18 protein-coding genes and 1 tRNA gene are annotated in these 23,082 nt (G+C 72.9%); 9 read left to right on the top strand and 10 right to left on the bottom strand.

The genetic code is table 11. The features are described 5' to 3' along the window. Positions 1–48 precede the first annotated feature (48 nt). A complete protein-coding gene (locus tag KSE_RS20525) occupies positions 49–690 on the top strand; it encodes a TetR/AcrR family transcriptional regulator (protein WP_014137258.1) in 642 nt (213 codons plus the stop codon). Positions 691–841: 151 nt separating this feature from the next. Continuing rightward, the gene (locus KSE_RS20520; RefSeq protein WP_014137257.1) at positions 842–1,630 is read left to right on the top strand and encodes an alpha/beta fold hydrolase; all 789 of its coding nucleotides are present in this window, start codon (positions 842–844) and stop codon (positions 1,628–1,630) included. Between the two features lie 118 nt (positions 1,631–1,748). Here the strand turns inward: KSE_RS20520 and KSE_RS38650 are convergent, their stop codons facing one another. Together KSE_RS38650 and KSE_RS20510 are read right to left on the bottom strand one after the other, a co-directional pair. Beyond that, the gene (locus tag KSE_RS38650) at positions 1,749–2,858 is read right to left on the bottom strand and encodes an NlpC/P60 family protein (RefSeq protein ID WP_014137256.1); all 1,110 of its coding nucleotides are present in this window, start codon (positions 2,856–2,858) and stop codon (positions 1,749–1,751) included. Between the two features lie 44 nt (positions 2,859–2,902). Then, positions 2,903–3,247, bottom strand: a complete 345-nt coding sequence (locus KSE_RS20510) for a WXG100 family type VII secretion target (protein WP_106437699.1) — start codon at positions 3,245–3,247, stop codon at positions 2,903–2,905. A 270-nt stretch (positions 3,248–3,517) separates the two neighbouring features. Here KSE_RS20510 and hrpA point away from each other — a divergent pair, with 270 nt between their 5' ends. Next, positions 3,518–7,492, top strand: coding sequence for an ATP-dependent RNA helicase HrpA (gene hrpA, locus KSE_RS20505; RefSeq protein WP_033259394.1), 3,975 nt, complete (start codon positions 3,518–3,520; stop codon positions 7,490–7,492). A 116-nt stretch (positions 7,493–7,608) separates the two neighbouring features. Continuing rightward, positions 7,609–7,682, top strand: a tRNA-Asp gene (locus KSE_RS20500). A 405-nt stretch (positions 7,683–8,087) separates the two neighbouring features. Here the strand turns inward: KSE_RS20500 and bldC are convergent. Next, a complete protein-coding gene (gene bldC, locus KSE_RS20495) occupies positions 8,088–8,294 on the bottom strand; it encodes a developmental transcriptional regulator BldC (protein WP_014137253.1) in 207 nt (68 codons plus the stop codon). Positions 8,295–8,841: 547 nt separating this feature from the next. Further along, positions 8,842–9,744 (bottom strand): hypothetical protein, encoded by a 903-nt coding sequence (locus KSE_RS20490; RefSeq protein ID WP_407927444.1) that lies wholly within the window; start codon positions 9,742–9,744, stop codon positions 8,842–8,844. Between the two features lie 171 nt (positions 9,745–9,915). Between KSE_RS20490 and KSE_RS20485 the strand changes: the two genes are divergently transcribed. Both KSE_RS20485 and KSE_RS20480 read left to right on the top strand, forming a co-directional pair. Next, positions 9,916–11,058 carry a Glu/Leu/Phe/Val dehydrogenase dimerization domain-containing protein gene (locus KSE_RS20485; protein WP_033259393.1) on the top strand — a complete coding sequence of 381 codons (1,143 nt, stop codon included), beginning with the start codon at positions 9,916–9,918 and terminating at the stop codon, positions 11,056–11,058. 378 nt (positions 11,059–11,436) lie between these two features. Further along, positions 11,437–11,682 carry a DUF3073 domain-containing protein gene (locus KSE_RS20480; RefSeq protein ID WP_014137250.1) on the top strand — a complete coding sequence of 82 codons (246 nt, stop codon included), beginning with the start codon at positions 11,437–11,439 and terminating at the stop codon, positions 11,680–11,682. 151 nt (positions 11,683–11,833) lie between these two features. Here the strand turns inward: KSE_RS20480 and purM are convergent, their stop codons facing one another. From purM to KSE_RS20465, 3 genes are all read right to left on the bottom strand, one after another. Further along, positions 11,834–12,910 carry a phosphoribosylformylglycinamidine cyclo-ligase gene (purM, locus tag KSE_RS20475; protein WP_014137249.1) on the bottom strand — a complete coding sequence of 359 codons (1,077 nt, stop codon included), beginning with the start codon at positions 12,908–12,910 and terminating at the stop codon, positions 11,834–11,836. Positions 12,911–13,002: 92 nt separating this feature from the next. After that, positions 13,003–14,583, bottom strand: coding sequence for an amidophosphoribosyltransferase (gene purF / locus KSE_RS20470; protein ID WP_014137248.1), 1,581 nt, complete (start codon positions 14,581–14,583; stop codon positions 13,003–13,005). A gap of 228 nt (positions 14,584–14,811) precedes the next feature. Beyond that, positions 14,812–15,627: a hypothetical protein gene (locus KSE_RS20465; RefSeq protein ID WP_014137247.1), complete on the bottom strand. Its 816-nt coding sequence runs from the start codon at positions 15,625–15,627 to the stop codon at positions 14,812–14,814. A gap of 126 nt (positions 15,628–15,753) precedes the next feature. Between KSE_RS20465 and KSE_RS20460 the strand changes: the two genes are divergently transcribed. Next, positions 15,754–17,037, top strand: coding sequence for an adenylosuccinate synthase (locus KSE_RS20460; RefSeq protein ID WP_014137246.1), 1,284 nt, complete (start codon positions 15,754–15,756; stop codon positions 17,035–17,037). Positions 17,038–17,162: 125 nt separating this feature from the next. Further along, complete coding sequence (locus KSE_RS20455; protein WP_014137245.1) at positions 17,163–17,756, top strand: GNAT family N-acetyltransferase; 594 nt, start codon at positions 17,163–17,165, stop codon at positions 17,754–17,756. 22 nt (positions 17,757–17,778) lie between these two features. Here the strand turns inward: KSE_RS20455 and KSE_RS20450 are convergent, their stop codons facing one another. The 3 genes from KSE_RS20450 to KSE_RS44865 all read right to left on the bottom strand — a co-directional run bounded on the left by KSE_RS20450 (position 17,779) and on the right by KSE_RS44865 (position 21,068). Beyond that, positions 17,779–18,201 carry a DUF350 domain-containing protein gene (locus KSE_RS20450; RefSeq protein WP_014137244.1) on the bottom strand — a complete coding sequence of 141 codons (423 nt, stop codon included), beginning with the start codon at positions 18,199–18,201 and terminating at the stop codon, positions 17,779–17,781. Between the two features lie 89 nt (positions 18,202–18,290). After that, a complete protein-coding gene (locus tag KSE_RS20445) occupies positions 18,291–18,782 on the bottom strand; it encodes an LURP-one-related/scramblase family protein (RefSeq protein ID WP_014137243.1) in 492 nt (163 codons plus the stop codon). Positions 18,783–18,854: 72 nt separating this feature from the next. After that, complete coding sequence (locus KSE_RS44865) at positions 18,855–21,068, bottom strand: aminoglycoside 3'-phosphotransferase (RefSeq protein WP_231873197.1); 2,214 nt, start codon at positions 21,066–21,068, stop codon at positions 18,855–18,857. A 164-nt stretch (positions 21,069–21,232) separates the two neighbouring features. Between KSE_RS44865 and KSE_RS20435 the strand changes: the two genes are divergently transcribed. Further along, positions 21,233–23,059, top strand: coding sequence for an NHL domain-containing thioredoxin family protein (locus tag KSE_RS20435; protein ID WP_014137241.1), 1,827 nt, complete (start codon positions 21,233–21,235; stop codon positions 23,057–23,059). Positions 23,060–23,082: the final 23 nt, after the last annotated feature.

The raw sequence follows: 23,082 nt of genomic DNA, 5'->3' as shown, positions 1-23,082 counted from the left end.
CCGACCGCCCGACCGCCCGACCGCTTGCCCACCCACCCGGAGCCGACCGTGACCCAGCCCGCCCCCACCCGCCGCGGCATGCCCGAGAAGCGCGCCGCCATCGTCCGCGCCGCCCGCACGGTCTTCGGCCGCGAGGGCTTCACCCGGTGCAGCGTGGACGCCATCGCCGCCGAGGCCGGGGTCTCCAAGCGCACCGTCTACAACCACTTCACGGACAAGGAGCAGCTGTTCCAGACCGTGATCCTGGAGGGCGCCACCGAGGTCGCCGAGGACCACGCGCGGATCGCCGACCGGCACTTCCGCAAGGTGGTCGACCTGCGCGCGGACCTGGTGGACTTCGCGATGGACCGGGTGGCCGGCCTGTCCTCGTTCGCCGAGCACTGGGCGCTGGTGCGCACCATCGAGTCCGAGGCCACCCACATCAACCCGGCCGTCCTGGAGGCGTGGCAGGAGGCCGGGCCGCGCGAGTCGCACCGCGAGCTGACCCGCCGGATCGGCGAGCTGGCCGAGCGGGGACTGCTCGACGTCGAGGACGCGGGCCGGGCGGCCGGCCACTTCAACCAGCTGGCGTTCATGGCGGTCGCCCAGCTCACCTTCTACGGCGCGCTGCCGGTGCCCGGGGCGGAGGCCGCCGAGATCGTCAGCTCCGGCGTGGACGCGTTCCTGAAGATCTACCGCCCCGCCGCCTGACCGCCCCGCCCCCGCCTCCGGGGGTTCGGCGGGCCACCGAAGTACACTGCACGGTGCAGTAGACCAATTGCACTACCCGGTGTAGTGTTCTGCTCGTAGCAGGGCCGAGACCGAGGGCCCGACCAGCCGCCACCCTCGCCGAGGAGCACCCGTGACCAGCACCGCCACCACCACCACCGCCACCGTGGCGTACCGCACCGCCGGCCCGGCCGACAGTGCGGCGCCGGCCCTGGTGCTGGTGCACGGCACCGGCTTCGGCGCCGACGGCACCTTCGGCCACCTCGTCCGGCACTTCGACGCCGACCGCCGGGTGGTGCTGCCGGACTTCGCGGGGTGCGGCGAGACCGTCGACGACGGCGGGGAGCTGACGGCGGAGCTGCTGGCGGGCCAGATCATCGCGGTGATCGAGGCCGAGGGCGGCGCGCCGGTCGACCTGGTGGGGTTCTCGCTGGGCGCGGTGGTCTCCGCGACGGTGGCGGCGCTCCGCCCGGACCTGGTGCGCCGGCTGGTCCTGACCGCCGGCTGGGCCCGCCCGGACCACCTCTACCTGCACACCCACATGACCACCTGGGCCGGCCTGAAGGACGACCCGACCGCGTTCGGCCGGTTCGGCACCCTGACGGCGTTCAGCCCCGAGTTCATGACCGTGCTGGGCCCGGACGCGCTGGCCGGCATCATCGCGGGCAACCGGCCGTCCGAGGGCGCGCTGCGCCACATCGACCTGAACCTGCGCGCCGACCTGCGCCCGCTGCTGCCCCGGATCACCGCCGAGACCCTGGTGATCGGCTGCACCAAGGACGGCACCGTCCCCTTCGCGCTGACCCGCGAGCTCGCCGACGCCCTGCCCGCCGCCCGCTTCGAGGCGCTGGAGAGCGGCCACGTGGTGGTGTACGAGCAGCCCGACGCCTTCGTCGGCCTGGTCCGCGCGTTCACCGCCTGAACCGCCCGAACGGCCCGAACCGCGCGCGGCACCCGCCCGAAAGCGTCAGGACGGAAAGCGTCAGGGCGCCCTCCCGGCCGGACCGGGAGGGCGCCCTGACGCCGTGTCGGCTACCGGCTCACTCGACGCCGTTGCGCCGGTACGGCTGGTAGGCGTTGCCGCCGTGGAAGTACGGGTAGGGGATCTTCCGGGAGACCATGCCCGCGTCGCCGCTGTCCTCGATGCCGATGTAGCTGGTGTGCGAGGAGTCCGTCCAGCCGCCGAACAGGACGGTGTGGTCGCCGGCGATCATCGCGTCGCCCGGCTTGAGGTCGTCCTTGCCGATGTGGTGCGAGACGCTGCTCCTCATCAGGCCGTGGGTGTCGAGGCCGGGGCCCGGCAGGCCCCAGGCGCAGGAGACCAGGCCCGAGCAGTCCACCCGGTAGCCGTTGGTGACGGCGCCCTGGCTGTAGCCGAGCTTGTGCTCGGCGCGCTCCAGCGCGCGTCCGACGATGGCCTGGCGCTCGGCCGAGACGCCGGCCAGGTTGGGCTTGGCGAGGACGCCCTTGCCCTGGCCGTTCTTCAGGTGGACCTTGCTGATCCGGCCGTTCCTGTCCCGGCTCCAGTCGTCCCAGCCCTTGCCGTTGATCATGTGGGTCTGCCAGTCGCCGGTCGACCGGTCCTTGATGCTCGGGCCGTCGTGCTTGCCGCCCGGGCCTCCGGTGACCGTGCCGGTGCCGCCGTCGCCTCCGCCGTCGATGCCGGTGGAGGGGGACGGCGGCTGCGGCTGCGGCTGCGGCTTGTGGGTGCCACCGCCGTTGCCGGTCCCGTCGATCCCGGTGCTGGGCGAGGGCTTCTTCGGCGCCGGCGGCTTGGCCTGTTCCTGGTGCTTGCGCTTGAGGTCCTCGGCGATCTTCCGCTCGACCTCCTCGTACGCGGCGATCATCTTCCTGATCTTCGCGACGTCCTCGCCGAGCTCCTTGGTGAGCTTCTCCTTGCTCTTGGCCAGGGCCTCGGCGCGGGAGTGGATGTCGTGCACGTCCTTGGTGACCTCGGCCAGGATCTTCCCCGCGCCGAGGACCCCCATGATCCAGCCGGAGAGGACGTCGGTGGCCGCCGCCTTCGCGATGGTCGCCTTGATGTGGCCGATCTTCCCGGTCATCTCCTCCATGCGCTGGTTGACCTGCTCGAAGTCGCGCTGGATCTTCTGCAGTTCACCGGCCTGGAAGCCGAACTGGTTCCCCGTCATCACCTGTCTCCTCGTACTCGCCTCGTCACGGATGCGGGACGTGGTTACAGGACGTTGGCGAGCTGCTTGACCGAGCCGCTGAGCTGGCCCAGCTCGTCCGCGACGGTGTTCAGCTCGCGGACCCGGCCCTGGGCGTGCGCGGTGAAGGCGTCGGCGGCGCGGCCGTGCCAGTGCAGGCTGCCGAGGACCGAGCTGACGTCGCGGCCGAGGGCGTCGACCTGCTTGCCCAGTTCGGCCAGCTCCTGGGCGATCTTGTTCAGTTCGGCGTCGGCGTCGCCGAACATCTTGCTGAGCGCCCAGTGCGCGATCTCGGCGGGCGCCATCACGACGTCCTCGACGACCTTGACCGCGTCACCGGCGAGGTGCTTGATGTCTCCGATCAGATCCATGATCCGTCCCCCTGTTTCCCCGTGGCGTTTCCCCGAAAGTCCGTTCCCCACAGGCTAGTCAGTACGCTCCCGGCGCGATACGGGTGGGTGCCCCGCGGTTACCGGACGGCGCCCCGCCGGTTCCGGCCCGGTGCCGGCCCGGTGCCGCTCCGGTCGGGCCGGCCCGGCCGCGGCCCGGCCGCTGTTCGCGATCCGCCCGCCCCGCCTGTGACACTGGACGTGCTCGAAAACCGAGGTGCGCCCCGGACCGGAATTTTGCAACCTAGAGGGATGCCCGCAGTGAGTTCTCCCGTAGCCCCGCAGCCCGCCCCCACGTTCGCGGAGCTGGCCGCCCGGCTGCCCGGCGTGATGCTGCGCGACGCGCAGCGCCTCGGCCGCCGCCTGGAGGGCACCCGCAAGGTCAGGTCGGCCGAGGGCCGGCAGCAGGCGCTGACCGGGCTGGCCGCCGACTTCGACCGCTCCGAGGCCCGGGTGGCGTCCCGCCGGGCCGCGGTGCCGGTGATCAGGTACCCGCAGGAGCTGCCGGTCGCGCAGAAGAAGGACGAGATCCTGGCCGCCGTCCGCGACCACCAGGTGGTGATCGTGGCGGGCGAGACCGGCTCCGGCAAGACCACCCAGATCCCGAAGATCTGCCTGGAGCTGGGCCGCGGCGTGCAGGGCCTGATCGGCCACACCCAGCCGCGCCGGATCGCCGCCCGCACGGTCGCCGAGCGGGTCGCCGAGGAGCTGGACACCCCGCTGGGCGAGGCGGTCGGCTGGAAGGTCAGGTTCACCGACCAGGCCGGCCAGGACACCCTGGTGAAGCTGATGACGGACGGCATCCTGCTGGCCGAGATCCAGACCGACCGGGACCTGCGCCAGTACGACACCCTGATCATCGACGAGGCGCACGAGCGCAGCCTGAACATCGACTTCCTGCTCGGCTACCTCAAGCAGCTGCTGCCCCGCCGCCCCGACCTCAAGGTCGTCATCACCTCGGCGACCATCGACCCGGAGCGGTTCGCCGCGCACTTCGGCGACGCCCCGATCATCGAGGTCTCCGGCCGCACCTACCCGGTGGAGGTCCGCTACCGGCCGCTGGTCGACGACGAGGACCCCGAGGACGAGGACGGCGGCGACCGGGACCGCGACCGGGACCAGATCCAGGGCATCTGCGACGCCGTCGAGGAGCTCCAGGCCGAGGGCCCGGGCGACATCCTGGTGTTCCTCTCCGGCGAGCGCGAGATCCGCGACACCGCGGACGCGCTGACCAAGCTGAAGCTGCGGTCCACCGAGGTCCTCCCGCTCTACGCCCGGCTCTCCTCGGCCGAGCAGCACCGGGTCTTCCAGCGCTCCTCGCAGCGCCGGGTCGTGCTGGCCACCAACGTCGCCGAGACCTCGCTGACCGTCCCCGGCATCAAGTACGTGATCGACCCGGGCACCGCCCGGATCTCCCGCTACAGCCACCGCACCAAGGTCCAGCGGCTGCCGATCGAGGCGGTCAGCCAGGCCAGCGCCAACCAGCGCAAGGGCCGCTGCGGCCGCACCTCGGACGGCATCTGCGTCCGGCTGTACTCGGAGGAGGACTTCCTCTCCCGTCCCGAGTTCACCGACCCCGAGATCCTGCGCACCAACCTGGCCTCGGTGATCCTGCAGATGACGGCGGCGGGCCTGGGCGACATCGCCGCCTTCCCGTTCCTCGACCCGCCGGACTCCCGGAACATCAAGGACGGCGTCAACCTGCTGCACGAGCTGGGCGCCCTCGACCCGGACGAGAAGGACCACCGCAAGCGGCTGACCGGGCTGGGCCGCAAGCTCGCCCAACTGCCGGTCGACCCGCGGATGGCCCGGATGGTGCTGGAGGCCGACCGCCTCGGCTGCGTCCGGGACGTGATGGTGATCGCCGCCGCGCTCTCCATCCAGGACCCGCGCGAGCGCCCGGCCGAGAAGCGGCAGGCCGCCGACGACCGGCACCGCCGCTTCCAGTCGGAGACCTCCGACTTCCTGTCCTACCTGTCGATCTGGCGCTACGTGCGGGAGCAGCAGAAGGAGCTGTCCTCCTCGGCGTTCCGCCGGATGTGCAAGTCCGAGTTCCTGAACTACCTGCGGATACGGGAGTGGCAGGACGTCTACGTCCAGCTGCGCACCATCGCCAAGCAGCTCGGCGTGACGATCGACGAGCCCTTGGACGACGCCGAGCCGGACGCCGACCGGATCCACCAGGCGCTGCTCTCCGGCCTGCTCTCCCACCTCGGCCTGTTCGACGTGGAGAAGCGCGAGTACGCGGGCGCCCGCGGCGCCCGGTTCGCGGTGTTCCCGGGTTCGGGGCTGTTCAAGAAGCCGCCGCGCTGGGTGATGTCGGCCGAGCTGGTGGAGACCTCCCGGCTGTGGGCGCGGATCAACGCGAAGATCGAGCCGGAGTGGGTGGAGCCGCTGGCGGCGCACCTGATCAAGCGCACGTACAGCGAGCCGCACTGGGAGAAGAAGGCCGGCGCGGTGCTGGCGTACGAGCGGGTGACCCTGTACGGGCTGCCGGTCGTCGCCCAGCGGAAGGTCAACTACGGCCGGATCGACCCGGAGCTGTGCCGGGAGCTGTTCATCCGGACCGCGCTGGTGGAGGGCGACTGGGAGACCCACCACAGGTTCTTCGCCGAGAACCGCAAGCTGCTCGACGAGGTCGAGGAGCTGGAGAACCGGGCCCGCCGCCGGGACATCCTGGTCGACGACCAGACCCTGTTCGACTTCTACGACGCCCGGCTGCCCGCGGACGTCGTCTCCGGGCGGCACTTCGACTCCTGGTGGAAGAAGGCCCGGCACGACCGGCCCGACCTGCTGAACTTCGAGAAGTCGATGCTGATCAACGACTCGGCGGACGGGATCGCCGAGGACGACTACCCGGACTTCTGGCAGCAGGGCAAGCTGCGCTTCCCGCTGACGTACCAGTTCGAGCCGGGCAGCGACGCGGACGGCGTGACGGTGCACATCCCGCTGGCGGTGCTGAACCAGGTGGTGTCGGAGGGCTTCGACTGGCAGATCCCGGGCCTGCGCGCCGAGCTGGTGACGGCCTGGATCCGCTCGCTGCCGAAGGCGGTGCGCCGCAACTTCGTCCCCGCCCCGGACTACGCCCGGGCGGCGATGCGCGAGCTGACCGACCGGCAGGAGCCCCTGCTGCCGACGCTGGAGCGGGTGCTGCACCGGATGTCGGGCCTGCCGATCCCGCCGGAGGCGTGGGACGAGGAGCGGATCCCGGACCACCTGAAGGTGACCTTCCGGGTGGTGGACGGCAAGCGGAAGCTCGCCGAGTCCAAGGACCTGGAGGAGCTGCGGCTGAAGCTCCAGCCGAAGCTGTCCGAGACGCTGTCCAGCGCCGCGTCCGGCCGCGGCATCGAGCGCACCGGCCTGACCGCCTGGCCGGCCGACCTGCCGGTCCTGCAGCGCACCTTCGAGCAGCGCTCCAAGGGCCACTCGCTGCGCGCCTACCCGGCGCTGGTGGACGAGGGCACGACGGTCGGCATCAAGCTGTTCGACACCCCGGAGGCCCAGCAGCGGGCGATGTGGGCGGGCACCCGCCGGCTGCTGATGCTCCAGGTCAACTCCCCGGCCAAGTCGATCCAGGGCCGGCTGGGCAACCAGGCGAAGCTCGCCCTGTCGTACAACCCGCACGGCTCGATCCCGGCCCTGTTCGAGGACGTGGTGGCGGCGGCGACCGACCGCCTGATGGCGCTGAACGGCGGCGTGGTCTGGGACGCGGAGGCGTTCGGCGCGCTGTACGACAAGGTCCGGGCGGACCTGTACGAGCTGTCGGCGGACACCACGCTGAAGACGGCGACGGCGCTGATCGCCTTCCACAAGGCGTCCACCCGGCTGAAGTCGGTCTCCAGCCCGGTGCTGCTGTCCGCGGTGAACGACGTCCGGCTGCACCTGGCCTCGCTGGTGCACCCGGGCTTCGTGACCGCCACCGGCTGGTCGCGGCTGGGCGACCTGAAGCGTTACCTGCTGGCGGTGGACCGCCGGTTGGAGGCGCTGCCCAACCACCCGCAGCGCGACCTGCAGAACCTGGTGAAGGTACAGGCCGTGCAGCAGGCGTACGGGGAGCTGCTGGCGAAGGTGCCGGCCGGGCGGGAGCCGTCGCCGGAGGTGAAGGCGGTCCGCTGGATGATCGAGGAGCTGCGGGTGAGCTTCTTCGCCCAGGGCCTCGGCACGCCGAGTCCGGTGTCGGAGAAGCGGATCCTGAAGGCGATGGAGGCCGCGGCGGCCACCCTCTGACGGCCGGGCCGGGCCGGCTCCGGGGGCCTCCGGAGCCGGTTCGACCTGGGGGGTCGTGATGCAGTACAGTCTGTCTTGTTCGCAGGCGAGAGCAGGCGGGCAAGGATCAGAACACTGGTCCCGTGGAGCAGTTGGTTAGCTCGCCACCCTGTCAAGGTGGAGGTCGCGGGTTCAAGTCCCGTCGGGATCGCAGTAGCGTAAGGCCCGGAACCGTAAGGTTCCGGGCCTTATCGCATTTCCGGGCGCCACACAAGGCGGGGCGGCTGTGATCACCGTCACTGAACCCCTTTTGAGATGCCACTTCGTGACCATCTCCGCAAAGTGCCCTGATTTAATATGTAAAATTGTACTGCCTTTCCCGGTAATGCCCCCCTCTCCCAACCGCCCCAAAGGGAATCGTCCGTTCCGCCCGGCCGGCTCCTTCTGCGGCCCTTCCGCAGCTCTTCCGCCCCCTTCCGCCGCTCCCGGGCGGCGACTTCCGGACACGCGTGAGGGCCGCCCCCTCCGACCCGGCGGAGTCGGAGGAAGCGGCCCTCAGGCTGTCGGCGGCGCCCCGGCCCGGCGGAGTCGGGGGGCTGCCTGGGAAGAACGGGGGTCAGGCCTCGGTGCGCTGGGCCGGAATACCGGCCAGCAGGGCACGCACCTCCGCCTCGCGGTAGCGGCGGTGGCCGCCGAGCGTGCGGATCGACGTGAGCTTGCCGGCCTTGGCCCAGCGCGTCACGGTCTTCGGGTCCACACGGAACATGGTGGCGACCTCTGCCGGCGTCAGCAGGGGCTCGGCGTCAGGGGTACGAGCGGTCATGAGCGGCCTCCTCGGAGAACCGAACCAGGGCGGTTCTATCCTTCAAATTCTGCACCTTGGCCCGCGATGCCCGAAATGGCACGGACGGGCCGAGTCGGTTATAGGACGAACGGCTTGTCCCGGTGTCTACAACTACACCATCCGTCCAGCCCCATCGGCCAAACCGTCAAAATTGACCCCTCACGGGTTCAAGAGCGACGGAAGGCCCCGGACCACCCCATAGCGGACAGTCACGCGGTGGTGACGTCCGGTCACGGTGCGACACGCCTGTGTGTGCTTGGGCTGGTTGTCCCATTTTGGCATATAGGTCTGAGTTCGCGTCAACGGTGAGTAGTATCACGTTCCATGGGGATTGACCCGATCCGGGACCATGGTCCCGGAAATCGTCCCAATGGTATGGACCATCCTCCCGCGCGGCACCGGGATCAGGCCAGTGGCATTTTCATGACGCGCCCTCAGGGCCCAAAGGTTGCCACCGACCTCTGTCAGCCGCTCCGGGGCGCCCGCCCCGGAGCGGCCTGCGAGCGGCTCGCCGCGCGCTCCCGGCTCAGGACGCCTGCCGCAGCGCCAGCACCCGCCGCCAGCGCGCGGTGAGCCGCTCGTAGGCCCGCAGCGCCGCCGCGGCGTCCCCGGCCCGCAGCGCGCCCAGCCCGTCCGCGAGTTCGCCCACCGAGTGCTCCTCGGCCAGCGCGCGTGGGCCGAGCAGCCGGGCCAGGCCGCCGTAGTCCAGCTCCACCAGCGAGCGCGGGTGGAACTCCTCCAGCCAGCGCCCGACCTCCTCGGCGCCGTCCGCCAGCGACCCGCCCGGCGTCCGCTCCCGCAGCACCCGGTAGGCCCGGGCCACCCGGCGGCGGGCCTGCGCCATCGGCGTCAGGTAGAACAGCGCGGCGGGCTCCGGCCGCTCGTCCTCCCCGGAGGAGCCGTACTCGCCGGCCGGCACGTGCCGCCGGTCCTCCTCGCCGAACGGCAGGAACCAGTGCAGCGGCACCTCCCAGCGGCTGGAGGCGATCCACGGCCGGGCGTCGGGGTGCTCCTGCTGCCAGTGCGCCCGCCCGGCCTCCGCGGCGGCCCGCAGGGCCGGCGGCAGCACGGTGTCCACCAGGTGCGCGGGCAGCGTCCGCTGGAGCTCCTGGAGGGCCTGCCAGGCCCGCAGCCGGGTCGTCCAGGGGCAGACGTGCAGCACCCCGTCCAGCAGCCGCAGGTAGGCCCGCCCGTCCTCCTGCTCGGGCAGCGGACGGGGCGTCAGGGCCGCCAGCTCGGCCAGCGCGGCCCGCTGTTCGGCCAGCGCCGCCGCGGTCACCGGCCGGTCCGGGCCCTCGGCGTCGGGGCCGTGCGCGGCCGCGCGGGCCTGCCAGCGGGCGCGGTCGGGCTCGGGGAAGGCGGCCAGCGGCTCGTAGACCCGCAGCTGGGCGGTGTACGGCGGAAGCACGGTCGTGCGCCAGACGGTCACGCTCCGCATCGTCGCACGCGCCCCCCGGAAGCGTCAGGGTGTCGGCCGGAAGGCTTCGGTCGTTGTGCCTCCGGGGTCTCCGAGGGGCAGATTCGAAGGCGGCCCCGCCACTAGGCTTCGACCAGACGCCCGCACCACCGCCGCGGGCCATCCCCTACTGGAGTCACCACCGTGACCGACGTACACACCACGCACCCCGCACCAGGCGTGCTGAGCCGGGTCTTCGGAGCCGGCACCGAGGACGGGGGGCACGAGCAGGTCGTGCTCTGCCACGACCGCTCCTCCGGCCTCAAGGCGATCATCGCCATCCACTCCACCGCGCTCGGCCCGGCCCTGGGCGGCACCCGCTTCTTCCCGTACCCGACCGAGGAGGAGGCGCTCCAGGACGCGCTGAACCTCTCGCGCGGGATGAGCTACAAGAACGCCCTCGCCGGGCTCGACCTCGGCGGCGGCAAGGCCGTCATCATCGGCGACCCGGCCCAGGACAAGAACGAGGCCGTGCTGCGCGCCTACGGCCGCTTCGTCGAGTCGCTGCGCGGCCGCTACGTGACCGCCTGCGACGTGGGCACCTACGTGCAGGACATGGACGTGGTGGCCCGCGAGACGTCCTTCGTGACCGGCCGCTCGCCCGAGCACGGCGGCGCCGGCGACTCGTCCATCCTGACCGCCTTCGGCGTCTTCCAGGGCATGCGCGCCTCCGCGCGGGCCCGCTGGGGCCAGCCCACCCTGCGCGGGAAGCGGGTCGGCGTGGCGGGCGTCGGCAAGGTCGGCCACTACCTGGTCGGCCACCTGGTCGAGGACGGCGCCACCGTGGTCGTCACGGACGTCTCCGAGACCGCCGTGAACCGCGTCCGGGCCGCCCACCCGGAGGTCGGGGTGGCGGCCGACACCGCCGCCCTGCTGGCCTCCGGCCTGGACGTCTACGCCCCCTGCGCGCTCGGCGGCGCGCTGACCGACGAGACCGTCGGCGCGCTCGGCGCGGCCGGCACCGCGATCGTCTGCGGCGCGGCCAACAACCAGCTCGCCCACCCCGGCGTCGAGAAGGACCTGGCCGAGCGCGGCATCCTGTACGCGCCGGACTACCTGGTGAACTCCGGCGGCGTGATCCAGGTCGCCGACGAGATCGAGGGCTTCGACTTCGACCGGGCCAAGAAGAAGGCCACCCGGATCTTCGACACCACGCTGGAGATCTTCACCCGGGCCGCCGCCGACGGGATCCCGCCCGCGCTGGCCGCCGACCGGCTCGCCGAGAAGCGGATGCGGGAGATCAGCGCGCTCCGCTCGGTGCTGCTCCCGGCGGCCCGCCGGAGCTGACCGCCGGCTCCGCGGCGCCGTGGTGCGCGGGGCCGGAACGCCGGGCCCCGCGCATCACGATGTGGAACCGGATTCTCACTCCGTCCCCCGATCGGGCGATACCGCGCCCCCTTCGGGGGATAATCTCTGCAGGAACGACGGAACCGGCCCTGGGCCGGACAGCCTGCGAAAGGCCCGGAATTCCCCTCTGACCTGGGCGGACCTGGTTCGGGGGGGCTCGGGTGCGCGCCACGTGACACCGGCGACGTACCGTCCGGCGGCGGAAACAGGTACCGTTAATGCTCCAAGGGACGGTTTCCCACTTCGGGCGGGCCGGACCTGATCATCAACACGTGTCAGACTCGGGGCCGTGAGCCCCACCGTTGAGGGGGTCGACCCATGGGGCGCGGCCGGGCCAAGGCCAAGCAGACGAAGGTCGCCCGCGAGCTGAAGTACAACAGCGGCGGGTTCGACGCTAACCGTCTGTCTCACGAGCTGGGTGTATCTCCGTCCACCGCGATCGAGCCTGAGCCGATCGAGGACGACGACGACGAGGACGACCCTTACGCGGTGTACGCGGACATGTACAACGACGACGATGACGACGAGGACGAGGACACCCCTCCGGCTCGTCGCCGCGCGTAACGCTCTTCGACCGGACCGGTCCGGCCGCCCCCCGCGGGCGCCGGGCCGGTCTTCGGCGTGCCCTCGGCAGGGCGGGCCGGCCGGGCCGGGGAGCGCGAGGGGCCCCGCCGCGGTGCGGCGGGGCCCCTCGGTGTGCCCGGGAACGCGGGGCTCAGAAAGCCTCGTAGGCGTTGTACAGCGCGGCGCCGCCGTCGTGCTCGGCGGTGCGGTCGACCACGTCGCCGAGCAGCCAGGCCTCGACGCCGCGGTCCTCCAGGACGGCGAGGACGGTGTCGACCGACTCCGGCGGGACGACGGCGACCATGCCGACGCCCATGTTCAGGGTCTTCTCGATCTCCAGGGTCTGCATGGCGCCGACCTTGGCGACGGTCCGGAACACCGGGAGCGGCGTCCAGGTGCCGCGGTCCAGCCGGGCGTGCAGGCCGTCCGGAATGACCCGGGCCAGGTTGGCGGCCAGGCCGCCGCCGGTGACGTGCGAGAAGGCGTGGATCTCGGTGGCGCGGGTGAGCGCCAGGCAGTCCAGCGAGTAGATCTTGGTGGGCTCCAGGAGCTCCTCGCCGAGGGTCCGGCCGAACTCCTCGACCCGGCGGTCCAGCGACCAGCCGGCCTGGTTCAGCAGCACGTGCCGGACCAGCGAGTAGCCGTTGGAGTGCAGGCCGGAGGCGGCCATCGCGATCACCACGTCGCCCGCGCGGACCCGCTCCGGGCCGAGCAGGGCGTCCGCCTCGACCACGCCGGTGCCGGCGCCCGCGACGTCGTACTCGTCCGGGCCGAGCAGGCCCGGGTGCTCGGCGGTCTCGCCGCCGACCAGCGCGCAGCCGGCCAGCGTGCAGCCCTCGGCGATGCCCTTGACGATCGAGGCGACCCGCTCCGGGACGACCTTGCCGACGCAGATGTAGTCGGTCATGAACAGCGGCTCGGCACCGCACACCACCAGGTCGTCGACGACCATCGCGACCAGGTCGTGGCCGATGGTGTCGTGCTTGTCCAGAGCCTGGGCGATGGCGACCTTGGTGCCGACGCCGTCGGTGGCGGTGGCCAGCAGCGGGCGCTCGTAGCGCTTGAAGGCGGAGGCGTCGAACAGTCCGGCGAAGCCGCCGAGCCCGCCGACCACCTCGGGCCGGCTGCTCTTCTTCACCCACTGCTTCATCAGCTCGACGGCGCGGTCGCCGGCCTCGATGTCGACACCCGCGGCGGCGTAGGTCGCCCCGGTCTCGTTGCTGGTCACCTGGTGTGGCCCTTTCGAAGTGGTGGTGCCGCCTCCCCCGGCCGGGGCCGGGAGCGGTGCCCCCGGCCACGTGCCGGGGGCGGTGCGCACGGTTACGGGCGTCGCAGCGCGTCCGCCGCGCCGGCGCCGCCCAGCAGCGACTGCACGCCGTCGAGGTCGCTGGTCTGCTTGCCGCCGCGGACGGGCTGCTTGGCCTGCCCGCCGGCGATTTCGGCTTCGAGGAGGAGCTTGCCGAGCAGCGCCGGGTCGGGCAGCTCCATCGGGTACTCGCCGTCGAAGCAGGCCCGGCAGAGCTGGTCCTTGGGCTGCTTGGTGGCCTCGATCATCCCGTCGATCGAGATGTAGGCCAGCGAGTCGGCGCCCAGCGAGCGGCCGATCTCGTCGACCGACAGGCCGTTGGCGATCAGCTCGGCGCGGGTGGCGAAGTCGATGCCGAAGAAGCACGGCCACTTCACCGGCGGCGAGGAGATCCGGATGTGGACCTCGGCCGCACCGGCCTCGCGGAGCATCCGGACCAGCGCGCGCTGGGTGTTGCCGCGGACGATCGAGTCGTCGACGACCACCAGGCGCTTGCCCCGGATGACCTCCTTGAGCGGGTTGAGCTTGAGCCGGATGCCGAGCTGCCGGATCGTCTGGTTCGGCTGGATGAAGGTCCGGCCGACGTAGGCGTTCTTCACCAGGCCGGAGCCGAACGGGATGCCGCTGGCCTCGGCGTAGCCGATCGCGGCGGGCGTGCCGGACTCCGGCGTGGCTATCACCAGGTCGGCCTCGGCCGGGGCCTCGGCGGCCAGCTTGCGGCCCATCTCCACCCGGGAGAGGTGCACGTTGCGGCCGGAGATGGTGGTGTCCGGGCGGGCCAGGTACACGTACTCGAAGACACAGCCCTTGGGCTTGGCCTCGGCGAAGCGCGAGGTGCGCATGCCGTTCTCGTCGATGGCGATCAGCTCGCCGGGCTCCACCTCGCGGATGAAGCTGGCGCCGACGATGTCGAGGGCGGAGGTCTCGGAGGCGACCACCCAGCCGCGCTCGATCCGGCCGAGCACCAGCGGGCGGATGCCCTGCGGGTCGCGGGCCGCGTAGAGCGTGTGCTCGTCCATGAACACCAGCGAGAAGGCGCCCTTGACGTCGGGCAGCACCTTGCGGGCCGTCTCCTCGATGGAGAGGTCCGGGTGGCCGGCCAGCAGGGCGGTCAGCAGGTCGGTGTCGTTGGTGGCCGCGGTCCGGCCGGAGCGGGAGACGTGCTCCTCGCCCGGCAGTTCGGCGACCATCGCCGCGAGTTCGGCGGTGTTGACCAGGTTTCCGTTGTGGCCGAGGGCCAGCGAACCGTGGACGGTCGCGCGGAAGGTCGGCTGGGCGTTCTCCCAGACCGAGGACCCGGTGGTCGAGTAGCGGGCATGTCCGACGGCGATATGCCCGTGCAGCGACCCCAGGGAGGTCTCGTCGAAGACCTGGGACACGAGCCCCATGTCCTTGAAGACGAGAATCTGGGAGCCGTTGCTCACTGCGATGCCCGCGGATTCCTGTCCGCGGTGCTGCAGGGCATAGAGGCCGAAGTACGTGAGCTTCGCGACCTCCTCGCCGGGGGCCCAGACCCCGAAGACGCCGCAAGCGTCCTGGGGGCCCTTCTCGCCGGGGAGCAGGTCGTGATTGAGTCGTCCGTCACCACGTGGCACGTCTCCGAGTCTAGGGCAGCCTGGGCGAACGGCCTGATGGCAGGCTCCTGGTACGCGCGTAGATACCGCCTCTTACCAGCTTTTCGGACAGCGGGCGGCCACCTTCACGCCCTTGTCATCAGGGCTTCGCACAGCGGACGGGCGCCCGGAACGTGAGCCTGCTCACCCTGGGTGACCGACAGCCCGGAAGCGGCCCGTCGGAGCCCGGAAGCAACCCGTCGGGGCCGTTCAGGGGGTCGGCAGCAGCAGCTGCCAGGACTCCGGGCGGACCGTCCAGGTGCGGTGCCGGACCGGGCCGACCGGGCAGCCGTCGGCCTCGTAGCCGAAGCCGCGCCCGGCGACGGTGAGCCGGCCGGCCCGGTGCCGCTGCGGGCGGCCGTCGAGGTCGAGGGCGAGCTCCATCGCGCCGTCGACCACGGCCACCCGCAGCTGGCGGACCCGCTGGTGGACGTCGGCCAGCAGGCGGCCGTCGGCCTCGATCCGGAGCTCCTCCGGGCCGGCGGGACTCGCCTGCTCGGCCGCAGCCAGTTTCGCCCATAGCGAACGCCATCCACCCGTTCGGCCCTGCCGGGGGCCGGTGAAGCGCACTTCGGCCAGCACCACGCCGCCGCCGTCGTCCAGCAGCAGGTCGAGCCGGCGGGCGGCGCCGGCCAGCACCGCGCGGGCCGCCGCGACCGGCTCGGCGGGCACGCCGAGCAGCCGGGCGGTGGCGGTGGCGACCGGTCCGCCGACCGGGACCAGGCCGACCGGGTCGGCGTCCAGCTCGCGCTGCCGGTGCAGGGCCTGGAGCACCCGCTGCAGGGCCTGGTCGGAGCCGATCACCACGGCCCGGCGCCGGCCCCGGTGGGCGAGCACCCGGTCGAGCTCGGACGGGCTCTCGGGCAGCGCGATCTTCACGTCGGCGCCGCCGCACAGCACGTCCTTGGCGATCCGCACCGACTCGCCGTCGGCCTCCCGCGCCGACGGGTCGAGCAGCACCAGCAGCGGCCCGGGGCCCCCGGCGGCGTCCGGGGACTGGGATGCGGGCGTGGACAGCGACGACACGACCGGTCCTTCCTCAGGTAATCTCTCGGTGCAAGAGCCCCTTGCGCCATTGCGCCAGGGGCTTCGTTCATCTCGGGCCAGACTGCGGTCTACGCAGGATGCCCCAACCGGAAGGGGTGTACGCCTGTGCCGGCACTCGTGCTCGTTGGTGCCCAGTGGGGAGACGAGGGCAAGGGGAAGGCGACCGACCTCCTCGGCGGCTCCGTCGACTACGTCGTCCGCTACCAGGGCGGCAACAACGCCGGTCACACGGTGGTCATCGGCGACCAGAAGTACGCCCTGCACCTGCTGCCCTCCGGCATCCTCAGCCCGAACGTCGTGCCGGTGATCGGCAACGGCGTCGTGATCGACCCGGGCGTGCTGCTCTCCGAACTCAAGGGCCTGGACGAGCGCGGCATCGACACCTCGAAGCTGCTGATCTCGGGCAACGCGCACCTGATCACCCCGTACCACCGGACGCTGGACAAGGTCACCGAGCGCTTCCTCGGCAAGCGCCGGATCGGCACCACCGGCCGGGGCATCGGCCCCGCCTACGCCGACAAGATCAACCGCGTCGGCATCCGGGTCCAGGACCTGTTCGACGAGTCGATCCTGCGCCAGAAGATCGAAGCCGCGCTGCACGACAAGAACCAGCTGCTGGTCAAGCTCTACAACCGGCGCGCGATCCCGGCCGAGCTGGTGCTCGAGGAGTACCTGGGCTACGCCGACAAGATCAAGCCGTACCTGGCCGACACCACCCTGGTCCTGGACGAGGCGCTGAAGGCGGACAAGGTCGTCCTGCTGGAGGGCGGCCAGGGCACCCTGCTGGACGTCGACCACGGCACGTACCCGTTCGTCACCTCGTCGAACCCGACCTCGGGCGGCGCCTGCACCGGCTCCGGCATCGGCCCGACCAAGATCGACCGGGTCATCGGCATCCTGAAGGCGTACACCACCCGCGTCGGCTCGGGCCCGTTCCCGACCGAGCTGCTGGACGCCGACGGCGACGCGCTGCGCCGGATCGGCGGCGAGCGCGGCGTCACCACCGGGCGCGACCGGCGCTGCGGCTGGTTCGACGCGGTGATCGCCCGCTACGCGACCCGGGTCAACGGCCTGACCGACTTCTTCCTCACCAAGCTGGACGTGCTGACCGGCTGGGAGCAGATCCCGGTCTGCGTCGCGTACGAGATCGACGGCAAGCGGGTCGAGGAACTCCCCTACAACCAGTCGGACTTCCACCACGCGAAGCCGATCTACGAGAACCTCCCCGGCTGGACCGAGGACATCTCGAAGGCCCAGACCTTCGCCGACCTGCCGAAGAACGCGCAGGCGTACGTGAAGGCGCTGGAGGAGATGTCGGGCGCCCCGATCTCGGCGATCGGCGTCGGCCCCGGCCGGACCGAGACCATCCAGGTCAACTCCTTCCTGTAAGGCGCGCGAAGAGGCCCGGCGCCCCCCGGTCGAGCGGGGTGCCGGGCCTCTCGCACGCCCGGACGCTTTTGCACTAGTGCAATTGAGACTTGCTACTGGTGCAATGTGCCCCTACGGTGGGGCGCATGACCGCGAAACTGCCCGCACCCGTCCTGCTGACCGGCCGGCACGTCCGGCTGGAGCCGCTGACCCGCGCCCACGTGCCCGACCTGTTCGCGGCCGGCGGCGGGGACGAGGAGGTGTGGCGGTGGATCCCGGTGCCCGTGCCGCGCACCGAGGCGGAGATGGCGGCGGTGGTCGACGCCCGGCTCGCCGACCGGACCAGCACGCCGTTCGCGGTGGTCGAGCGGGCCGGCGGCCGGGCGGTCGGGGTGAGCTGCTACTTCGACGCCAGCGCCGCCGAGGAGCAGCTGGAGATCGGCGGCACCTGGTACGGTCGCGCGGTGTGGCGGACGGCGGTCAACACCGAGGCGAAACTGCTGCTGCTCGGACACGCCTTCGAGGACCTCGGCATGGGCCGGGTCTACTGGAAGACCGACCACCTCAACGAGCGCTCGCAGAACGCGATCCGCCGCCTCGGCGCCTCCTACGAGGGCACCTTCCGGCGCGCCAAGCGGCGGGCCGACGGCAGCTGGCGGGACAGCGTGTACTTCTCGATGCTGGCCGACGAGTGGCCCGCCGCCCGGGCCCGGCTGACCGAGCGGCTGGCGGCCGGCTGAGCGGGCCGCCGGCAGCCGGCGGTCAGTAGATGGCGGCGGAGACGATCGCGGCGACCGCCAGGTTGGTGGAGGCGGTCACCCAGACCGCCGGGTGCGGCTCGTCGTCGACCAGCAGCTCGCCGAGCCGGCCGGGCGTGACCAGGTCGAGCACCCGGAACGACACCGCCATCAGCAGCAGGCCGAACAGGCCGAACACGGCGGCCGCGACCAGGCCCTTGACGAAGTCCTGGTAGGTCGACATCACGGCGGTGAACACGATCGCGCCGATCGCCAGCAGCGCCGAGCTGAGCACGACGGCGGCGTTCCGGTTGCGCTCGACCCAGATCTGCCGGCGCAGCTCGCCGGGCGTCAGCGCGTCGACCAGCAGCACCCCGAGCAGCAGCAGGACCAGGCCGACCGCGCCGTACGCCGCCGCGTACCCCAGCTGGTGAAGGATGTCGTTCATGCCCGCGGCTCCCGCCCCTCCGGCCCGTCCGCCCTCCGCCGCCGTGCCGAGGACCGGCACAACATAGCGCACGGGCCGGCCGGCGGGGCTCAGTCGTTGTGCTCGACCAGGCGGTCCAGGCAGACCGCGATCGCGATCATCAGCGGGACGTCGGCGCCGTCCTCGACCTCCACGCCGTAGGTGTCGCGGATCCGGAACCACTTGCGGGAGACCTCGGCGAGGCGGTGGCCGTCGCCCTTGACGGTGTACTCCTTGTCGAGCAGGTCGCCGTGCACCTCGTACTCGCCGCCGTCCGCCAGCTCCACGTGGTACTTGTCGTGGAACGGGGTGAACAGCTTCTTGCGGACGGTCGCGACCACGTCCCCGTCCGCGTTCTCGATCTTCATCGCGTCGCGGACGGTCAGCACCTTCTCCCGGATGGTGGCGACCGTGTTGCCCTCGGTGTCCCGCAGTTCGAAGGTGTCGCGCAGCCGCAGCACCTTGCCGTCCACCAGGAACGCCTTCTCGCCGTGCTCGTCCTCGACCCAGTAGTCGTCACCGACCGCGAAGAGGCGCTCCTTGACCACGAACTTCCGACCCATGTCCCCGACTCCTCGTCCGGTGGTGCCCGCCGGCCCGTCGTCGGGCGGCACCGGACATGGTGCCACCGGCGGCTACGACAAGTCCCACAACAGGCGGTAGTAGTCGAGCCGTTCGGCGTCCGGCTCGACGCCGTACGCCGCCAGCAGCGGGAGCTCCCAGCCGGGGCCGTAGTTCCACACCGTGCTCCAGGACGCCACCGCGAGGTCCGCCCAGCGGTCGGCGACGCCCAGCGCGCCCAGGTCGACGTGCCCGGACGGGCGGCCGTCGTCGCCGACCAGGGTGTTGGGCGCGCACGGGTCGCCGTGGCAGACCACCGCGCGGTCCACCGGCGGCGGGTCGGCCAGCACGGCCAGTGCCCGCTCCACCGTGCCGTGGTGGCGCAGCGCCGGGTACCACTCCTCCGGGGGGCGGCGCAGCTCGGCGGCCCGGGCGACACGCTCCGCGGTGGACCACTCGTACGGGCAGTCGGCGACCGGCAGCGCCTCGTGCAGGGCCCGCAGGCCCTCGCCGATCGCCCGGACCGCGGTCTCCGGGTCGGCCCGCAGCTCGGGCTCGACGGCGGAACGCCCCGGCAGCCCAGCCGTCAGCAGCCAGCTGCCGTGCTCGTCGCCGCCCAGCCCCAGCACCTCCGGGACGGCGGTGAACGGCCGGGCCCAGCGCGTCCGTTCCGCCTCGACCGCGAGGTCGACCCCGCTGCCGGCCGGCGCCCACTTCGCGAACCGGCGCCCCGGCCCGTCGCCGAGCCGGAAGGTCACGCCCTTCAGCTCGTTGCGCCACACCGCGGCGATCGGCTCGCCGACCGCCAACTCGACGACGGCGGCCGGGATCTCGGTGTCGCCCTCGGGGGCGTGTGCGATCATTCCGCCATTGTCACGCGGGCGCGGCTCGGCGGGCACCCGGTTTTCCGGGCGGCGCGGGCCGTCACCGCCGGGGAGCTCACCCCGGAGGCGGCCGGGCGGATGCTCGCCGACCTGCTGAACCGCCTGCACGCCGTGCCGCCGCGCGGCGCCGCCCGGCCCGGCCCTGCTCGTCCCGCTGCTGCGCGACCTGCCCCCGCTCGCCGCGCACCACCTCGCCGCCGCCCGGGCCCGCCGCGCCGCCGACCCGATGCTGGACGCCGCGGAGCACGCACGGCTGGACGCGGCCCTGGCGCTGGTCCGCGCCTGCGCGGCGGAGGCGGCGGGCTGAACGCTCAGGCCGTCGCCGGGGGCGCCGATCAGCCCGGTCAGGAACTCCAGCCGGGCGGTGGCCGGGCCGGCCTCGCGGGCCGCGGCCAGCGCGGCACGGGCCTCCTCGGGGCGGCCGGCCCGGTGCAGGGCCAGCGCCAGGGTCGCGTACGCCATGCCGCAGCGCAGCGGGAAGCTGCCGACGGCGGCCGCCGAGCGGGCCTCGTCGATCGCCAACCCGCCCTGGCCCAGGGCGAGTTCGCGCAGAGCCTCCAGGTCGCTGCCGGTCCGGTGCGCGCGCGGCAGCCGGCGGGCGGCGGCGTACCGGGCGTGGAAGGCCGCGCGGTCGGCGTCGTCGGCGGCGCCGGTCTCGTCCAGGTAGGCGAGCGCCCGGGCGTGGACCAGGACGGCGGTGCCGTCGCCGGCGGCGGCCACCTCAGCGGCGAGTTCGGCGGTCTCGCGGTACCGGCCCTCGGCGATCAGCACGGCCATCCGGACGTCCCGGCTGTCGAGCCCGGGCGGCAGCGCGTCCAGCAGCCGGCGGGCCTCGGCGACGTCGCGCTGCACCGCCTCGGTCACCTCCAGCAGCGCGGGGGCGGGCGCGGCGGCCGCGGGCGTCGCCTGGTGTCCGAGCAGCAGCACCACGTGGCCCGCCGCTGCCAGCAGGCAGACCATCGCGGCGGCCCGGCCGAAGTCCCCGCCCGTGAGTGCGAGCAGCCCCGCGCCGAGCAGGACGACCGCGCAGTACGCCGACAGGCCCGGCAGCAGGCCGCGCCCGTCCGCGGGTGCCTCCCGGCTGACGCCGAGCGGCCGCACCAGCGGCAGCGGGAAGCGGCGCAGCTGCCAGCCGCCGTGCACCCGCCGCGAGGAGCGCAGCGGGGCGCCGGCCCCGAACGTCCAGCCGCCGACCCGCAGTCCGGCCCGCCGTCCGGGCCCGAGCAGGTAGGCCGCCCAGAGCAGGCCCGCCGCGACCGGCCCGGCCAGCAACCCGGCGTTGAACCCCCAACCGATCCGCCCGTCCCGCGGGTCCCAGCAGGCCAGCCCCAGCACCGCCGCCGCCGCGACCGTCCCGTACCTCCGGCCGCTCCGTTGCCGGCGCCGTCTCAGTGCATCGTCCACGACGGGGGCTCGTGCCAGAACGACGCCCGCGCCGACAGCCCTTTCCGGCCCGGGGCCGGAGTCCGCGCCCTTCTCCCCGGCGATCAGCGCCCCGGAGCCGTAGCCGATCGCGTTCACCCGCTCTGCCCGGAATCCCGGTCCGGGTCGTGGGGTTGGATAGGACCATGACTTCTCGTGCACGCGTCCGGGCCCCCGAACTGGTCGGCAAGGGCGGATGGCTGAACACCGGCGGCAAGGACCTGTCGCTGGTGGACTTCCGCGGCAAGATCGTGATCGCGGACTTCTGGACTTTCTGCTGCGTCAACTGCCTTCACGTCCTGGACGAGCTCCGGGAGTTGGAGGAGAAGCACCGGGACACCGTGGTGATCGTCGGCGTGCACTCGCCGAAGTTCGTCCACGAGGCCGACCACCGGGCGGTGGTCGACGCGGTGGCCCGGTACGAGGTGCACCACCCGGTGCTGGACGATCCGGAGCTGGTGACGTGGAAGCAGTACGCGGTGCGGGCCTGGCCGACGCTGGTGGTGATCGACCCGGAGGGGTACGTGGTCGCGCAGCACGCCGGGGAGGGGCACGCGCACGCGATCGCGAAGCTGGTGGAGGAGCTGGAGGCCGAGCACGCGGCGAAGGGCACGCTGCGGCGCGGCGACGGGCCGTACGTGGCGCCCGAGCCGGCCGCGGGTGACCTGCGGTTCCCGGGGAAGGCGGTGCTGCTGCCGGACGGGCACTACCTGGTCGCGGACTCGGGGCACCACGCGCTGGTGGAGCTGGACGCGGACGGCGAGACGGTGCTGCGGCGGATCGGCGACGGCGTGCGCGGGCTGGTGGACGGCCCGGAGCCGCGGTTCAGCGAGCCGCAGGGCCTCGCGCTGGTCCCGGCCGGGCTGGCGCCGGAGCTGGGCTACGACGTGGTGGTGGCCGACACGGTGAACCACGCGCTGCGCGGGGTGCGGCTGGCGGACGGCTCGGTGACCACGCTGGCGGGCACCGGGAAGCAGTGGTGGCAGGGTTCGCCGACGGCCGGTCCGGCGCTCGGGGTGGACCTGTCCTCGCCGTGGGACGTCGCGTTCTTCGACGGCGAGGTGTGGATCGCGATGGCGGGCGTGCACCAGCTGTGGGCGTTCGACCCGGTGGCGGGCACCGTCCGGGTCGCGGCCGGCACCACCAACGAGGGCCTGGTCGACGGCCCGCCCGGCGAGGCGTGGTTCGCCCAGCCGTCCGGCCTGGCGGTGTCCGCGGACGGCGAGCGGCTGTGGGTGGCCGACTCGGAGACCTCCGCGCTGCGCTGGGTTTCACGTGGAACCCACGAGGTGCGCACCGCCGTCGGCACCGGCCTGTTCGACTTCGGGCACCGCGACGGCGCGGCCGGCCAGGCGCTGCTGCAGCACCCGCTGGGGGTGACCGTGCTGCCGGACGGCTCGGTGGCGGTCAGCGACACGTACAACCAGGCGCTGCGCCGCTACGACCCGGCGGCCGGCGAGGTCAGCACGCTGGCCACCGACCTGCGCGAGCCGTCCGGCGCGGTGGTGGTGGACGGCGACATCGTGGTGGTGGAGTCGGCCCGGCACCGGCTGACCCGGCTGCGGCTGCCCGAGGAGGCGGTCCGGGTGGAGGCGGTCGCGCACCGCACCCGGCGGGCCGCGACCGAGGTCGCGCCCGGCGCGCTCCGGCTGGACGTGGTGTTCTCCGCGCCGAACGGCCAGAAGCTGGACGAGCGCTACGGCCCGTCGACCCGGCTGCTGGTCAGCTCGACGCCGCCGGAGCTGCTGGTCTCCGGCGCGGGCGCGGACAGCGCGCTGAGCCGCGAGCTGGTGCTCTCCGGCGAGGTCGCCGAGGGCGTGCTGCACGTCTCGGCGATGGCGGCGTCCTGCGACGACGACCCGGCGGTCGAGTACCCGGCCTGCCACGTGCACCAGCAGGACTGGGGCGTGCCGGTGCGGCTGGTGCCGGGCGGCGCGAGCCGGCTGCCGCTGGTGCTGGCCGGGATGGAGTGACGGCGCGCGTACGGGGGCGGGCC

The sequence above is a fragment of the Kitasatospora setae KM-6054 genome (assembly GCF_000269985.1).
GTDB classification, from domain to species: Bacteria; Actinomycetota; Actinomycetes; order Streptomycetales; family Streptomycetaceae; genus Kitasatospora; species Kitasatospora setae.
This window is presented reverse-complemented; position numbering and strand designations above follow the sequence as displayed.

Bases quoted from the DNA above. Each gene is read 5' to 3' on its own strand.
- KSE_RS38650 (WP_014137256.1), bottom strand. From the start codon at position 2,858: ATGACGGGGAACCAGTTCGGCTTCCAGGCCGGTGAACTGCAGAAGATC.
- KSE_RS20510 (WP_106437699.1), bottom strand. From the start codon at position 3,247: ATGGATCTGATCGGAGACATCAAGCACCTCGCCGGTGACGCGGTCAAG.
- hrpA (WP_033259394.1), top strand. From the start codon at position 3,518: ATGCCCGCAGTGAGTTCTCCCGTAGCCCCGCAGCCCGCCCCCACGTTC.
- bldC (WP_014137253.1), bottom strand. From the start codon at position 8,294: ATGACCGCTCGTACCCCTGACGCCGAGCCCCTGCTGACGCCGGCAGAG.
- KSE_RS20480 (WP_014137250.1), top strand. From the start codon at position 11,437: ATGGGGCGCGGCCGGGCCAAGGCCAAGCAGACGAAGGTCGCCCGCGAG.
- KSE_RS20455 (WP_014137245.1), top strand. From the start codon at position 17,163: ATGACCGCGAAACTGCCCGCACCCGTCCTGCTGACCGGCCGGCACGTC.
- KSE_RS20450 (WP_014137244.1), bottom strand. From the start codon at position 18,201: ATGAACGACATCCTTCACCAGCTGGGGTACGCGGCGGCGTACGGCGCG.
- KSE_RS20445 (WP_014137243.1), bottom strand. From the start codon at position 18,782: ATGGGTCGGAAGTTCGTGGTCAAGGAGCGCCTCTTCGCGGTCGGTGAC.
- KSE_RS20435 (WP_014137241.1), top strand. From the start codon at position 21,233: ATGACTTCTCGTGCACGCGTCCGGGCCCCCGAACTGGTCGGCAAGGGC.